Source organism: Roseovarius sp. MBR-51 (assembly GCF_053628575.1).
On record NZ_JBRJGQ010000006.1, the window covers coordinates 71786 to 86230 of the forward strand.

Annotated in this window: 13 protein-coding genes; 6 read left to right on the forward strand and 7 right to left on the reverse strand. The window is 62.0% G+C overall.

The features are described 5' to 3' along the window. Positions 1-17 precede the first annotated feature (17 nt). From ACSSVY_RS10125 to mdoH, 6 genes are all read right to left on the reverse strand, one after another. The gene (locus tag ACSSVY_RS10125; protein ID WP_454269432.1) at positions 18-578 is read right to left on the reverse strand and encodes a sarcosine oxidase subunit gamma; all 561 of its coding nucleotides are present in this window, start codon (positions 576-578) and stop codon (positions 18-20) included. Further along, the gene (locus ACSSVY_RS10130) at positions 571-3525 is read right to left on the reverse strand and encodes a sarcosine oxidase subunit alpha family protein (protein ID WP_454269433.1); all 2955 of its coding nucleotides are present in this window, start codon (positions 3523-3525) and stop codon (positions 571-573) included. Before ACSSVY_RS10130 ends, ACSSVY_RS10125 begins: the two co-directional genes overlap by 8 nt. Further along, positions 3522-3809, reverse strand: a complete 288-nt coding sequence (locus ACSSVY_RS10135; RefSeq protein ID WP_454269434.1) for a sarcosine oxidase subunit delta — start codon at positions 3807-3809, stop codon at positions 3522-3524. Before ACSSVY_RS10135 ends, ACSSVY_RS10130 begins: the two co-directional genes overlap by 4 nt. Before the next feature lie 13 nt (positions 3810-3822). Further along, positions 3823-5073: a sarcosine oxidase subunit beta family protein gene (locus ACSSVY_RS10140; protein ID WP_454269435.1), complete on the reverse strand. Its 1251-nt coding sequence runs from the start codon at positions 5071-5073 to the stop codon at positions 3823-3825. Between the two features lie 114 nt (positions 5074-5187). Beyond that, a complete protein-coding gene (locus ACSSVY_RS10145; protein WP_454269436.1) occupies positions 5188-5778 on the reverse strand; it encodes a YceI family protein in 591 nt (196 codons plus the stop codon). Positions 5779-5793: 15 nt separating this feature from the next. After that, positions 5794-7599 (reverse strand): glucans biosynthesis glucosyltransferase MdoH, encoded by a 1806-nt coding sequence (mdoH, locus tag ACSSVY_RS10150; protein ID WP_454269437.1) that lies wholly within the window; start codon positions 7597-7599, stop codon positions 5794-5796. A gap of 189 nt (positions 7600-7788) precedes the next feature. Here mdoH and ACSSVY_RS10155 point away from each other — a divergent pair, with 189 nt between their 5' ends. The 5 genes from ACSSVY_RS10155 (at position 7789) to ACSSVY_RS10175 (ending at position 11931) form a co-directional block, all read left to right on the forward strand. Then, a complete protein-coding gene (locus tag ACSSVY_RS10155; RefSeq protein ID WP_454269438.1) occupies positions 7789-8184 on the forward strand; it encodes a 6-pyruvoyl trahydropterin synthase family protein in 396 nt (131 codons plus the stop codon). Next, positions 8150-8950 carry a class I SAM-dependent methyltransferase gene (locus ACSSVY_RS10160; RefSeq protein WP_454269439.1) on the forward strand — a complete coding sequence of 267 codons (801 nt, stop codon included), beginning with the start codon at positions 8150-8152 and terminating at the stop codon, positions 8948-8950. The genes ACSSVY_RS10155 and ACSSVY_RS10160 overlap by 35 nt, the downstream gene beginning before the upstream one ends. Before the next feature lie 218 nt (positions 8951-9168). Continuing rightward, positions 9169-9882: a RibD family protein gene (locus ACSSVY_RS10165; RefSeq protein WP_454269440.1), complete on the forward strand. Its 714-nt coding sequence runs from the start codon at positions 9169-9171 to the stop codon at positions 9880-9882. A 5-nt stretch (positions 9883-9887) separates the two neighbouring features. Then, the gene (locus tag ACSSVY_RS10170) at positions 9888-10865 is read left to right on the forward strand and encodes a zinc-dependent alcohol dehydrogenase (protein ID WP_454269441.1); all 978 of its coding nucleotides are present in this window, start codon (positions 9888-9890) and stop codon (positions 10863-10865) included. Positions 10866-10887: 22 nt separating this feature from the next. Beyond that, positions 10888-11931, forward strand: a complete 1044-nt coding sequence (locus ACSSVY_RS10175; protein ID WP_454269442.1) for a glycosyltransferase family 4 protein — start codon at positions 10888-10890, stop codon at positions 11929-11931. On the opposite strand, the gene ACSSVY_RS10180 is transcribed toward ACSSVY_RS10175, so the two are convergent. Beyond that, entirely contained in the window at positions 11917-12930 is a 1014-nt protein-coding gene (locus ACSSVY_RS10180; protein ID WP_454269443.1) for a GlxA family transcriptional regulator, read from the reverse strand. The genes ACSSVY_RS10175 and ACSSVY_RS10180 overlap by 15 nt on opposite strands. 194 nt (positions 12931-13124) lie before the next feature. On the opposite strand from ACSSVY_RS10180, the gene ACSSVY_RS10185 reads away from it, so the two are divergent. Next, positions 13125-14363 carry an N-acetylmuramoyl-L-alanine amidase gene (locus ACSSVY_RS10185; protein WP_454269444.1) on the forward strand — a complete coding sequence of 413 codons (1239 nt, stop codon included), beginning with the start codon at positions 13125-13127 and terminating at the stop codon, positions 14361-14363. Positions 14364-14445 lie beyond the last annotated feature (82 nt).

The window sequence follows — 14445 nt, forward strand, 5'->3', positions numbered from 1 at the left end:
GTCACGGGCACCATTTTTTAATGCGCTGAGCGTATCGCTGTCAGAATCGCGTGATGGAGCGAATCCGCCGAAGAGCGGGGGCCGATCACCGAGATGTGGCGCGGGTTGTGGCACAAGAGGAAGCAGCCCATATGCTCGACCGCCGTGCGCTGCGCTTCGCCGCCGGTGAAGGCGCGGGTGTTGGCGTTGGTGAGGCGTTCCAGAACATCGGCCAAGCCGTCACCGCTGAGGTCAAAGCGGCACCATGCGCCAGTCTGGTCGGTCACGCTGGCGGCACCCTTGGTCTGCGCCACGATCTGATGTGCCAGATCCTCGTGGGTCTCGATGGGGGCGTCGAGCATCCATTGATCCGGTCCCATCCAGAAGGCGCGGAGGTCAGTGCCGCCCATGCGGGCGGGGCCGGGGGCCGGGGCACCGATGAGGACGGTCACGAGTGCTGTGGCCTGTGCTTCGTGTCCCAAGCGGGCCGCGACGGAGGCGAGCGCGCGGTCGGTGACTTCGGTCAGGGTCACGGGGCCGTGGCTGTCGATACGGGGACGGGTCGCCCCGAGCGGGGTGATGGCGATGAGATCAGGCACGGAGGCGCTCTCCTTCTGGATCGACAAAATGGGCGCTGACGACTTCGACCTCGTGATCGACGCCGGTCAGGGGCGAGACGAGGCGCAGGGTTTCGCCCATGCGGGTATCGCCGGATTTGAGGAAGGCCAGCGCGATGGCATGCCCGAGATTGGGCGAGTAGCAGGCGGAGGTCACATAGCCCTGATCATGGGCGGCATCGACCGGGCTGCCCTTTGTCATCAGATGCGCGCCGGCGGGCACCGGTTTGGAGCGGTCCACCGGGCTCAGGCCGACAAGGCGCAGCGCGTCCGGCGCATTGAGACCCTCGCGGCGCGAGAGCACAGCGCCGATCGAGTCCTTGTTGGTCGAGACCATTTTGCCCATCCCGAGATTGAGGGCGGTGGTGGTTCCGTTCAGCTCGTTGCCTGCGGCGTGGCCCTTTTCGATCCGCATGACGCCGAGCGCCTCGGTGCCGTAGGCCACCACGTCAAACTCGCGCCCCGCCTCCATCAAACGGCGGATCATGGCATCGCCGTAGCGTGTGGGCACGGCGATTTCATAGGCCAATTCGCCCGAGAAGGAGATCCGGAAGAGACGCGCGGGCAGGCCACCGCAAACGGTGATCTCGCCGCAGGCCATGAAGGGAAATCCCTCGTTCGAGAGGTCGAATTCAGGGTCCACCACCTTTTGCAGGAGGTTGCGGGCGTTGGGGCCTGCGACGGAAAACTGCGCCCAAGCCTCGGTCGTGGAGATGAGTTGCACATCCATGTCAGGGCAGAGGCATTGGCGCACGAATTCCATGTGGCGATAGACCGTGACCGCATTGGCGGTGGTGGTTGTGACCACGAAATGATCCTCAGCCAGACGCGCGGCGGTGCCGTCGTCCATGGCGATGCCATCCTCGCGCAGCATGAGGCCGTAGCGGGTGCGCCCGACGGGCAGCTTGGCGAAGGCGTTGCAATAGATCTTGTTGAGGAAGGCGGCGGCATCGGTGCCCTGCACGTCGATCTTGCCCAAGGTCGTCACATCGCAAATGCCCACCGAGCGGCGGGTTTGCAGCACCTCGCGGTCCACGCTTTGACGCCAGTGGGTTTCGCCCGGACGCGGGAACCATTGCGCGCGCAGCCACATGCCGACCTCGACAAACACCGCGCCCTGTTCTTCGGCCCAGAAATGGCTGGGGGTCTTGCGGGTGGGGCGGAAATCCGCACCGCGTGAGCGACCCGCAAAGGCCCCGATGGCGGTGGGGGTGTAGGGCGGGCGGAACATGGTTGTGCCGACCTCGGGGATGGATTTGCCCGCCACCTCGGCCATGATCGCCATGCCAGCAGTGTTCGAGGTTTTGCCCTGATCAGTGGCCATGCCAAGCGTCGTGTAGCGCTTGAGATGTTCGACGGAGGTGAAGTTTTCCTGATGCGCCAGTTTGATATCCTTGGCGGTGACGTCATTCTGTTGATCCACCCACGCGCGCTTGGCGCCTTGGACATGCCAGAAGGGGGTGAGGGCGAGGGGCGTATCCTCGGCCTGAGGCAGGTCGGGGCGGGTGGCGGTGCGGCCAAGGTCGGCGACGATGCTTGCAGCGAGGTCGGCACCCGAGGTCAGGGCGGCATGGGTCGAGAAGAGACCGTTGGCCGCGCCGACCACGGTCATGCCCTGAGGCAGGGTGCCACCGGGAACAAAAGCATGGATATCGGCGTTCCATGTTGGACGGCCGCGCTGATGGCAGGTGAGGCTTACGTTCGGGTTCCAGCCGCCCGTGACGCCAAGCGCGCCGCAGTTTAGGCTTCGGCAAGTGCCGAGCGCGTCCGTCACCTCGATTTTGCTCAGCCCAAGGCGGCCTGACGTGTTGGTAATAGTGCCGCCAGCGATGACCTCGTAGCCGTTGCCTTTGGGGGCATCGGGGCGGGTGTCGATCACGGCGGTGACCGTCACGCCCTTGGCCAGCAAATCCTTCGCGGTGCGGTGGCCGTCGTCATTATTGGTGAAAACGGCGATGTCTTGAGCCAGGGTCGCGGCCCAGCGGTTGGCATAGGCGCGCAAGGAGCCTGCCAGCATGATGCCGGGGCGGTCGTTGTTCTCGAACACGATGGGGCGTTCGGTGGCCCCGGCGGCGAGAATGGCGCGGCGGGAATAAATGCGCCAGAGGATCTGGCGCGGCTTGCCCTCGGGGGGGACGGGCAGGTGATCGCTCACACGTTCAAGTGCGCCATAGATGCCGTGATCGAAGGCCCCGAGGATGGTGGTGCGGGTCATCAGGCGGACGTTGGGCAAGGCAGCAAGCCGCTCTGCGGCCTCTGCTGCCCAGTCTGCACCGGTCTGTTGGCCAAGGCCAAAGGTTTCGGTGTTGAGGCGGCCACCGGGCAGGGAATCTTCATCCGCGAGGATCACATTGAGGCCGGAGTCGGCGGCGGTCAGGGCCGCCGCGAGGCCTGCGGGGCCAGCGCCAATGATGAGCAGATCACAATGCAGATAGCCCTTGTCATAGCTGTCAGGGTCGGCTTGCAGGCTGAGAGAGCCCAGACCGGCGGCGCGACGGATCATGGGCTCGTAGAGTTTTTCCCAGAAGGCGGCGGGCCACATGAAGGTCTTGTAGTAGAACCCGGCGGCAAAGAAGCTGGAGAGGCGGTCATTGATCGAGAGCGCATCAAAGGCGAGCGAGGGCCAGCGGTTTTGCGATTGCGCGGTGAGGCCGTCGAACAATTCGGCGGTAGTGGCGCGCGTGTTGGGCTCGCGCTGGGCGCCGTCGCGCAATTCGACAATGGCGTTGGGCTCTTCGGAGCCTGCCGAAAGCGGACCACGCGGGCGGTGGTATTTGAACGAGCGGCCCATCAGGCGCACGCCATTGGCCAGCAGCGCCGAGGCGAGCGTATCGCCGGGATGCCCCTTCATCCATTTGTCGTCAAAGCGGAAGGAAATGGTGCGGCTGCGGTCGATCAGGCCGCCTTGCAGACGATTCACTTGGGTCATTTCGAGCGTCCCTCGCGGCGGGCCACGTCGCGGGCCAGCTCCACAGCGGTAATTTCATGGGTGAGCGTATTGCGGGTGACGACAAGCCAGCTTCGGTCGCCCTGTTCGTGGAACCAGAGTTCACGATGCGCGCCTGCGGGGTTGTCGCGCAGATAGCCGTAGTCGATGAAGCGCTCCAGCGCGTCGGGCGCGTCCGGGTCGGGGCGGTTGATCAGGGCGGCGTCGCCCTTGTAGACGAATTCGCTGGCGTCGCGGGGGCCGAGGGTTGGGTGGTTTATCAGCATGGCGCGGGGTCCCTCAATGCAGGTTGGGCTGGTTGCCCATGCCTTTTTCGTCGATCATCAACCCCTTGGCGAAGCGATCGAAGCGATAGGCGGTGGCAGTCGGATGGGGGGTGTCGGTGGCGAGGAGATGGGCATAAGCAAAGCCCGAAGCAGGCGTTGCCTTGAACCCGCCATAGCACCAGCCGCCGTTGAAATAGAGCCCGGCGATATGGGTGCGGTCGATGATCGGCGAGCCGTCCATGCTCATGTCCATGATGCCGCCCCACATCCGCAAGAGACGCGCGCGGCCCAGCATCGGAAAGATTGCCATGCCGCCTTCGCAAACATCCTCGACCACGGGCAGGTTGCCGCGTTGGGCGTAGGAATTATAGCCGTCGATATCGCCGCCGAATACAAGCCCGCCCTTGTCGGATTGGCTGCAATAGAAATGGCCCGCGCCAAAGGTGATGACGCCGGGCAGGACGGGTTTGAGGCCCTCGGAGACAAAGGCCTGCAAGACATGGCTTTCGATCGGCAGGCGCATGTCGGCGTGGGACATGAGGCGCGAGGAGGAGCCAGCAACGCAAGCGCCGACCTTGTTCGCGCCGATGAAGCCGCGCGATGTCTCGACCCCCAGACATTTGCCGTTCTCAATGCGAAAGCCGGTGACTTCACAATTCTGGATGATATCCACGCCGCGCTGATCGGCGGCGCGGGCATAGCCCCACGCGACCGCGTCATGGCGCACGGTGCCACCGCGATGCTGGGCGAGACCGCCCTTGATCGGGAAACGGGCGTCATTGACGTTGAGGAACGGGTAGCGCGCCACAATCTGCGCGGTGGTCAGCAGGTCGGCATCGGCTCCGTTCAGCATCATCGCATTGCCACGTCGGATGAAGGCGTCGCGCTGTGCGTCGGTGTGGATCAGGTTGAGAATGCCGCGCTGGCTGACCATAGCGTTGTAGTTCAGGTCCTGTTCCAGCCCTTCCCAGAGTTTGAGCGAGAATTCGTAGAACGGCTCATTGCCATCAAGCAGGTAGTTGGAGCGGATGATGGTGGTATTGCGCCCAACGTTGCCGCCGCCGATCCAGCCCTTTTCCAGAACGGCGATGCGCGCCTGTTTGAATTCCTTGGCCAGATAATAGGCCGTGGCAAGGCCATGCCCGCCGCCGCCGATGATCACATAGTCATAAGACGCCTTTGGCGCCGCATCGCGCCATGCAGGGCCCCAACCCCGGTGTCCGGTGAGGGCCTCTTTGATGACCTTGAAACCTGAATAGCGCATGGAATCCGACTCCTTTTCCCCAATTTCAGGGAAAAAGAGCCGCTATGTAATATCGAATTCGGACAAAGCAGGTCGCAAATCGGACTCTGCTTCAAATTCACGGCGCGCGCAGCCCTAATCGGCGCGGATCGCCTCGAATTCGAGAATGATGTTGACCGAGTCGCCAACAAAGTCGGGCAGGGCGTAGGTGCTTCCGAAGTCGCTGCGCAGGATTTCGGCAGTAGCGGAGATGCCCAGCGTTTCCTTGCCATGGCAGCAGGGGTAGTCGGCGCGCTTGTTGAGCGTCACGTTGAGAGTGACTGGCTGCGTGACGCCCCGGATGGTCAGATCGCCCGACACGGTGCCTGCGGTGTCCGAAATCGGGGTTCCGCCCTCGGCGGTGAACGTGATCATCGGATGCGCCTCTGCATCTAGAAAGTCAGGCGAGCGCACGTGGGTGTCACGCTTCTCGTGGTCGGTATCGACACTCTGCGTGCCAATAGTTGCGGTCACTTTGCCCAAGTCCTGCGTTTCGGGATCATAGGTAAAACTGCCCTCGATCTGGGAAAATCGCCCGAGAACCTTGGCATATCCCGCGTGCATGATCGTAAAGGCCACAACGGCATGTTCCGGGTCAATCTGCCATGTAGCGGGTTCTGCCTGCACGGGGTGAGCGAGCCCGAAGGCAAGCGTGGTGCCGAGTGCGGTCAGTCTTAGTCCGGTCATGCTGTTTCTCCTATGTCACGCGGTGTTGGCGTGGATTGCAGGGGTGTCAGTCGTTCTGGGGGCACGATCTTCTGGAATATCAAAGAGGCCCGTGTCCATGGACCACCGGCTGAGCCGAGGCAGGGTCGAGACCACGGCGATCGGGATCGAAAAGACCAAGGCGAGTAAGACGGGCGCGCCGAAAATCAAGGCCCATGGCGCGTTGGTCCCCAGCCAGAAACAGAGAGCCAAGCCCAAGAGGGTTTGCGGCCAGAGCACACGCGCCGCTTCATCCCAGCCCAACCGGTTACGGCTGCGCTGTTGCGCGTTCCAGCCGATCCGCTGACCAAAGACGAGGCCTAGGGCGAATTGGGTGAGTGCGACCGCGACGATCGGAGATGTGAGCATGGAGAAAAGGATCTCGGCCAAACCGCCCGACACGACCCGCACCCGTCCGCCATAGTCCTGGCTGCGGCTCTGTGAGAAAAGCACCTGCGCCAGCCCCATGAGTTTGGGGCTGAGGCTGAGTGTCATGAGAACGGCAAAGAGCGTAAGCCCCGGCCCCAAAGGCACGGCGCTCATTTGATCCACGGTTCCCGCAAGAGAGGCACCGATCAGGATGAAGACGATCCATGCCGGCGCGCTGATATACATCAGGATGGCAAGCACAAGCTGGATGCGGCTAACGGGTTTTAGGTCCGATAGGCCAAGCAGGTGGACGTATTGCAAGTTACCGTTCATCCAACGCAATTCGCGGCGAATGAAATCCACAAGGCTGGGCGGGTTTTCCTCGTGGCTGTCTGATTCCTCGGCCAGCACGCGCACTTCGTAGCCCGCGCGGCGCATGAGCACCGCCTCGACTTGGTCATGGCTGAGGATCGCACCGGACAGGGGGCCGCGCCCCGGCAGCAGCGGTAGCATACAGTGCTCGCGAAACGGGGTGGTGCGGATCACAAGGTTATGACCCCAGTTCGGGCCGCAATCCCCCTGCCACCAAGCCGAGCCAAGTGTGTAGGACCGCATGCCGTGACGCATGCCGAACTGGAAGGCGCGCGTGAAAAAGTTACGTGAGGGCAGTCCCGTGACGAGACTTTGCAGCATTCCGATCTCGGGGCTGGCTTGCATCACGCGGATCAGGTGCAGAACCGTTTCGGCACCCATCTCGCTATCGGCGTCCAACGGCAGGAAAAAGTCGCTTTGGCCTTCGGGGCTGTGCAGGAACTCGGCAATATTGCCAGCCTTGTAGCCGGCATTGTCGGTGCGGCGGCGATAGTGAATCGTGGCGAGAGGCCGGGACGAGCGCCATTGCGCGACCCGAGCTTCTTCCTTGAGGGCGATGCCGGCGTCATCGGTATCGCTGAGAACGTGGAAAGAAAAGCGCCCGGCCCAAGGGCTGAGCGCTAGCTCTTCCTCCAATCTGCGCAACCGGGCAATCGAGGCGTCGGGATCTTCGTTGCGAAGCGGCATTACGACAGCAATCCGGGCCGTGATTGGTTCGTCGCCTCTGACCCGTGTGATGGCGGGTGTTACCCGCGCCGCGGCACCGGCCCCGTGGCGCAGATCGAGTAAAAGACCCAGAATACTATTCCACAGGCCAATGGACAGCCAAGGCAGGGTAAGTAGAAATGCGCCCAGCATTGCACCTTCTCCAAAGGTGATGCCCGTTGGCGCAAAAAGCGTATACATTGCCCAGAACAGTCCGATGACCGTGGCGGTGTTGAGCGCGAGCACACAGCGGCGACGGACGGGCAGGGGCATTCCACGTCGCGCGCGTGGCAGGCGGATCGCCCCATCTGTTGGCTTTGCGCGATCAGATCGTGACGTGTTCTCGGACGTATTCACGGTATCTCCTTGCGATAATCTCTGCCGCAGTCGCGCTCAGCGCCATAATGCAGGCATACAGATATTGTCCAATGAATACCCGTCCACTGAAATTTTTTGACTATGCGGGAAGTTGCCGAAAGTTTGCTGCGCCTTGACGCCCTGAGGTCGCGTGTTAACTCTCTCGCGAGATTGAAAAAGGAATCCAATATGTTCGCCGTCGAAGTCCGTGATCACATCATGATCGCACATTCTCTTCCTGACCCGGTGTTTGGACCGGCTCAGGGTGTTCACGGCGCGACCTTTGTCGTGAACGCTGCCTTTTTCACGCAGGACATAGATGCGCATGGGCTTGTGGTGGATATTGGTCTGGCGTCAGAGGCTCTGGCACGGGTTCTGGCCCCGTTGCGGTACGGAAATCTGGACGACAAGCCCGAGTTTGCGGGCAAATTCACCACGACCGAGTTTCTATCTCATCATATCTGGAGCGGGCTGCGCGACATTGCCAAGGCGGAAGGCCTGGGAGATCATGGGCGGCTGCGCAAGATCCGCGTGACGCTGCATGAGAGCCATGTCGCTCGCGGGTGGTACGAGGCTGACATCTGATATGGGATTTGACGCGGAGTGGTTGGCGCTGCGCGAGGCGTCGGATGTGGTGGCGCGAGACGCCGATCTATTGGCGCGGGCTATGACCTATGCAGGATCGGGGGCTACACTCCTCGATCTGGGATGCGGAACCGGCGCGACCGCGCGGGTATTTGAGAGCGCGGGTGCGCAAGATATCCGGTGGCGTTTCTTCGACAACGATCCTGAGCTTTTGCAACGCGCCGCTGCGCGCCATCCTCAGGCCGAAATCATCCAAGGTGATTTGGCTGATATCGACGAATTGCCCCTTGCCGGGATTCGTCTTGTGACCGCCTCGGCGCTGCTTGATCTGGTGTCCCGCGATTGGATGGAGCGTTTTGCCACGCGTCTCGCCAGCGACAGCGTCGCCCTCTATGCCACGCTAAGTTATGATGGGGCCATGAACTGGAGTCCGCTTGATCCGGAAGATGCGATCATAACAGACCGGTTCAACGCGCATCAACGCGGAGACAAGGGGTTTGGACCCGCGCTCGGCCCGGATTCGGCTGAAATCGTCGCGCAAATACTCGGTGCGAGGGGATACAGCGTTAGTCTCGCTCCGAGTCCATGGCGGTTGGGAGAGAATATGGCAGAGATGCAGCGAACTCTTTTGGAGGGTATTGCAAAGGCCGCACAAGAGATGGGCCACGCCGCTGCCGAGCAATGGATTGGGCGGCGAAAGGCGCATCTGTCTGAGGGTTGGGCGGAGATTGGTCATATGGACCTCTTGGCTCTGCCTCCGTCTTGATGTCCCATAGGTGACATTTTTGAGAATGCCCCTATCTTTGCCATGGCCTTGACGGAACAGTCGAATGGATCGCCTCCATGGCCACAGCCTGTCCTTGAACGGAGACCCGGATGCAGACCGCCCAAGTAACGCCCAAAGTTTGGGATCGGATTCTCGCTGCCCGCGCGGGCAGGTCGTGCTTGTGTTGCGGCGATTGGGAAATAGGGGAGCGCGCGGCGATGACGCTCTATGGTTCGATGATTGCGGCCCCCGGATCACCTCATGTGGTGGCACAGATCGGGCAATCGCTGGATGGCCGGGTGGCGACCGTCAGCGGGGATGCCGCGGATGTTTCAGGGCCGGACGGGTTGGCGCATCTGCACCGCATGCGAGCCTTGGTGGATGCCGTGATTGTGGGGGTCAAGACTGCGTTGCAGGATGATCCGCGCCTCACCGTGCGCCTCGTGGCAGGCCAGAATCCGGCGCGAGTTGTGATCGACCCTTCGGGACGTTTGCCCAATGATGCGCGACTCTTCGCCGATGATGGGGCGCGACGTGTGGTCATTCAAACCGTGGAGAAGTCTCGTCCGGCAGGAGTTGAAGTGATCACACTGCCGCGCAGCCAATGGATTTCCCCTGCCGCTATCGTCGCCGCCCTGCGCAAACTCGGCCTTAATCACCTCTTGGTCGAAGGGGGCGCCATCACCATCGCCCGATTTATCGAAGCGGATCTCCTGGCGCGGCTCCATGTGGCCGTTGCGCCTTTGCTGATTGGCGCCGGACCGCAGGGATTGACGACCCAACCCATTGCCAAGCTGGCGCAGGCGCGGCGACCCGAAACGCAGGTCTATGGTCTGGGCTCGGATGTGGTGTTTGACTGTCTGATGGGGACACGCGCGCAGGCGCAGGTCTGGCCCCACGCCAAACAGGCTACCGCCTTACGGCACGGGTGAAAGACATGGTGCAGCACAGCCGCGCGCTCTGGATCACCAAGGCGGGTCGGGCTGAGATCCTATCCGCGTCCTTCGAGGATCTTCCGGATCATTGCGTGGTCGAGACACTGTTCTCTGGCATAAGCCGTGGGACAGAGCGTCTGGTCTTTCAGGGTCGCGTGCCCCGACGTGAGCATGAAACCATGCGCGCGCCGTTTCAGGACGGCGCGTTCACCTTTCCTGTGAAATATGGCTACAGCTCTGTCGGTCGGGTGATTTCGGGGGCGCAGGCCGGTCAGGTGGTCTTTTGCCTTTATCCCCATCAGGAGCGGTTTGTCTGTCCTCTCGCCGCTGCGGTACCCGTGCCGCATGCCGTGCCACCCGGTCGGGCCGTTCTGGCGGCGAATATGGAAACGGCGCTCAATATCATATGGGATGCCGGCGTGATGCCCGGTGATCGGGTTGCGGTCGTCGGGTCAGGGACGGTCGGAGCTTTGACCGGGTATCTGGCGGCGCGTATCCCCGGCACACAAGTCTGTCTGGTGGACATTGATCCGGCCCGCGCTGGCTTGGCGGAAAGTCTGGGCTGCCGGTTTGCGCTGTCGCACCAGGCCCAAGAGACATTAGGCGGTGAGGCGGATGTGGTCATCCACAGCTCTGCAACCGATTCCGGTCTGGCAAGTGCCTTGGCCTTGGCTGGCTGTGAATCTGTGGTTGTCGAAGCAAGTTGGTATGGCACAGGTCAAACCACAATCGGCCTTGGCGGTGCGTTTCATCAGCGGCGGTTGCGGTTGGTGGCCTCTCAGGTTGGACGTATTCCGGCCACTCACGCTGCCAGATGGACCTATCGCAGGCGATTGGAGACCGCGCTTGGGTTGTTGACCGATCCCGCACTCGATGCTCTCATTTCGGGTGAGAGCCGGTTCGAGGATCTGCCGCGCGACTATGCCGCCATCCTTGATGCGCCGGGTACGCTGTGTCACCGGGTCCGGTATGGCGACTAAGCCTGAACGCCCTTTGCGGCGCATGGCGTTCGCCGTGCCGGGGGATCTCAACACGACTACGGGCGGCTATCTCTATGACCGCCGACTGGCTCAAGCTCTTGAGGCGCGCGGCATCGAGGTGCGGCATCTGAGGTTCGGCGAAAGCTTTCCGCAGCCGACGCCGATTGACATGCAGGACGCCGTCAAGCAGTTGCAGGCATTGCCGTCAGATTGCCCGGCGCTCGTTGACGGTTTGGCTTATGGAGCGCTTGAAACCTCGGCCTTGTGCGACCTGCGCGCGCCGCTGGTGGCTCTGGTTCATCATCCATTGGCGCTAGAGCCGGGGTTGGGCGCAGTGCAGGCGCGTGACATGGCCGCACGTGAGACTGCCAACCTTGACGTGGCGCGACAAATTGTGGTCACGAGCGGGCATATCGCGGGCTTGTTGCGCGATGCCTATGGGATGCCTCCTCACCGTGTCCACGTCGCGCGACCGGGTTTCATGCGCCCGCTTGCCGCCGTGCATGAGCGCGATAGCCCGCCCCTCATTCTCTCGGTGGGGATACTGGCTCAGCGCAAGGGGCATGACGTTCTGCTGCAAGCCTTGGCGCAGATTGTCGATCTGGAGTGGAGGGCGGTGATTGTCGGTCGTGCGCACGAGCCTGATACTGTTCGCGCTCTGCACATGCTGCGTACCGATTTGGGTCTGAGCACGCGGGTCGAGATTGCGGGCGAGATTTCACAATCGGCGCTTGATGGGCTTTACGCGCGTGCGACACTTTTTGCGCTCGCGACGCGCTACGAGGGATATGGAATCGTCTTTGACGAGGCAATGGGACACGGCTTGCCCATTGTCAGCACCGATGTCGGGGCGGTGCCGGATACGGTCGCGCCGGGGGCAGGGGTTCTGGTGCCGCCTGAAGACCCTACGGCAGTTGCATCAGCGTTGCGCAGATTGCTGGAGGATGCGGGCTTTCAAGCGGGCTGCGCCTCGGAGGCGCGGCGCGCTGCCTCTCATCTCGGGGATTGGAATGCAGCAGCCCGCGTGGTTGAGGGTGTCCTCTTTGGACCCTCAAACCTCGGCTGAATAGTCAAGCACACGCTCTCTGTGCTTGCCGCGGAAATCCGAGGGTGTCAGGCCGTAGAACTTTTTGAACGCGGTTGACAACGTGCCGGTCGAGCCAAAGCCGGTGGCGGTGGCAATATCAATCAAGGGCAGCTTGGTGTCCTGAATCAGATGGTGTGCACGCCGGACGCGCAGCTGTTTGTAATAATGGCCCGGTGAGGTTTCAAACACCGCGCGAAACCGCCGCTCAAGACAGCGCTGTGAGGTGTCGACCTGGTCCGCGATCTCGGTGATCGACAGAGGCTCCGACAAGTTGTCCTCCATGATCGCCAGCGCATCAGACACCGCCTTGTCATAGAATTTGTGAAAGGCGGCTGGCGCGAAGGGCTGTGTGCTGGAGCTCGTCCGTATGCTCGGTAGCAGGAGATGTCGGCCAATTTCGGTGATCTCGGAAACCGGGAGATCCTTGGCCAAGAGACCAATGACCAGTTCGGCCGTGGCGGCACGGCCCGCAGCAGTAATGATCCCATTGGACAGCTCTGACAGGCTCTCAGTCAGTCGCGGGAGGTCTTGGGTCTCGCGCAGGACGACGGCATCGGCCCAATGGGTCGTGACGGCCCCGGTGCTGATTTGGGTTCGGGCGATGAAGCGCGTTGCGGCATCCGCGAGCAGGATGACAGCATTGCCAAGGCGCCGCATGCTGCGGATTCGCGCCATCCAGGTTGATGTGTCTGCCGTCTTCGAGGCGATCACGATCAGATAATCAGCAAGGCAGTGATCCGGAATGACCGGCTCTGCCCGCACGATGCAGGCCCCGTTGCCCTGAACAAAGCCAGGATTGTCCGAAACGATCCGCCAGACAAAGCGTGGGCTGCCGTGAACCATATTCGCTGTCTGCAAGGTGTGAACCACAGAAGCGAGTTCAAGATCGCAGAACTTGCGCTGAACGAAAATCTCGAACACGGTTGTTGCGCCGTCAGGCGTGATGGTCGGTTGGGATAGTGAAGTCTGTTCGGTCATGGCGATTCTATAGACTGTAACTTTAGGATTAAAAACCATGATTGATTACATGGTGGGATCAAGCCCTGACTTCTGTTTTGTGCGCCGCGTTGGTTTTGATCACAATCGGTAAAGAAGAAGGTCAGGGGAATGGGGCTGTTGCGTCTGAGCGCCGTCGTGTATCTTGAGCCATAGAACAGACCGGGAAACGGTGAATGAGCAGGACCCTTGGAATAGTGCTGGCGATGGCTCTGGCCTTTGCCGGAATGACAGGCGCGCGGGCGCAAGACGCGACGTTCAGTGGTGTTGCGCGGCTGGATGTTGCCGCCAGTGCGATCACCGATACGGGGCAGGGCATCGATGTCCACCTGCGCCTGAGCCAAGGTGTGCCCTACCGGGTCTATACGTTGTCCGATCCCGCCCGCCTTGTGCTCGACTTCAAGGAGGTCGATTGGCAAGGGGTCGGGGCTGCCGATCTGATCCGCAGCGAGCGTGTCAAAGGGCTACGTCTTGGACAGATTAGGCCGGGATGGTCACGCATGGTGGCAGATCTCGATGCTCCCTATCCGCTCGCACGCGCCGGGCTAGACATCGACAGCGCAAGCGGTGCCGCCGACTTGCGCGTTAGCCTGGGGGCTGCGGATGCGCCGCGATTTGCTGCAACGGCTGGCACGCCCGACCTGCCCGGTTGGGATATGCCCGATCCGCAGAGCGGGCTTGCTGCGGCACCGGGTCGGGTGCCGGGCGAGGGTCCGTTGATGGTGGTGCTTGATCCGGGGCACGGGGGTATTGATCCCGGTGCGCAGGAGGGAGAATTGGCCGAAAAGACGTTGATGCTGCAATTCGCCCAAGAGCTGCGCGAGGAGTTGCTGCGCGCGGGCGGTTTCGATGTGATCCTCACGCGGGACAGTGATGAATTTGTCAGCCTCGAGCGGCGTGTCGCATTGGCCCATTGGGCAGGGGCAGATGTGTTTTTGTCCCTGCATGCCGATGCCCTCACAGGAGCGCAGGCGCGGGGTCTTTCAGTCTATACCCTGTCCGAGAGTGCCTCGGACGAGGCCAGCGCAGCCTTGGCAGAGCGGCACAACCGCGCCGATATGTTGGCGGGCGTCGATCTGAGCGGCAAGGATGATATCGTAGCTGATGTTCTTATGGATCTTGCCCGAATCGAGACGCGCCCGCGGACGGAACAGTTGGCCACGGCCTTGATCGAGAGCTTTGCCGCACATGAGCTGCCGCTGCTCTCGCGTCCTCTGCGTCACGCCGGGTTTTCGGTACTCAAGGCACCTGATATTCCCTCTGCGCTGATCGAGCTTGGCTTTCTCTCCAGTCCCCGAGATTTGGCTCGGCTGCGGAATGCGGAGGGACGAGCGCGGATTGCGACGGCCCTGCGCGCGGCACTTACGGCATGGCGCGATGCCGATGCAGCGCGTGCCGGGTTGGTACGGCAATGATCCACCGTGAACGCTTTGCCTGGTGGGACGTGGCGTTGACCTGCGCCCTTTCCCTTTTGACCCGGACGCCTTCGATGCCTAT

Bases quoted from the DNA above. Each gene is read 5' to 3' on its own strand.
- ACSSVY_RS10170 (WP_454269441.1), top strand. From the start codon at position 9,888: ATGGTGCAGCACAGCCGCGCGCTCTGGATCACCAAGGCGGGTCGGGCT.
- ACSSVY_RS10155 (WP_454269438.1), top strand. From the start codon at position 7,789: ATGTTCGCCGTCGAAGTCCGTGATCACATCATGATCGCACATTCTCTT.
- ACSSVY_RS10135 (WP_454269434.1), bottom strand. From the start codon at position 3,809: ATGCTGATAAACCACCCAACCCTCGGCCCCCGCGACGCCAGCGAATTC.
- ACSSVY_RS10145 (WP_454269436.1), bottom strand. From the start codon at position 5,778: ATGACCGGACTAAGACTGACCGCACTCGGCACCACGCTTGCCTTCGGG.
- ACSSVY_RS10140 (WP_454269435.1), bottom strand. From the start codon at position 5,073: ATGCGCTATTCAGGTTTCAAGGTCATCAAAGAGGCCCTCACCGGACAC.
- ACSSVY_RS10160 (WP_454269439.1), top strand. From the start codon at position 8,150: ATGTCGCTCGCGGGTGGTACGAGGCTGACATCTGATATGGGATTTGAC.
- ACSSVY_RS10185 (WP_454269444.1), top strand. From the start codon at position 13,125: ATGAGCAGGACCCTTGGAATAGTGCTGGCGATGGCTCTGGCCTTTGCC.
- ACSSVY_RS10180 (WP_454269443.1), bottom strand. From the start codon at position 12,930: ATGACCGAACAGACTTCACTATCCCAACCGACCATCACGCCTGACGGC.
- ACSSVY_RS10175 (WP_454269442.1), top strand. From the start codon at position 10,888: ATGGCGTTCGCCGTGCCGGGGGATCTCAACACGACTACGGGCGGCTAT.
- ACSSVY_RS10165 (WP_454269440.1), top strand. From the start codon at position 9,169: ATGACGCTCTATGGTTCGATGATTGCGGCCCCCGGATCACCTCATGTG.
- ACSSVY_RS10130 (WP_454269433.1), bottom strand. From the start codon at position 3,525: ATGACCCAAGTGAATCGTCTGCAAGGCGGCCTGATCGACCGCAGCCGC.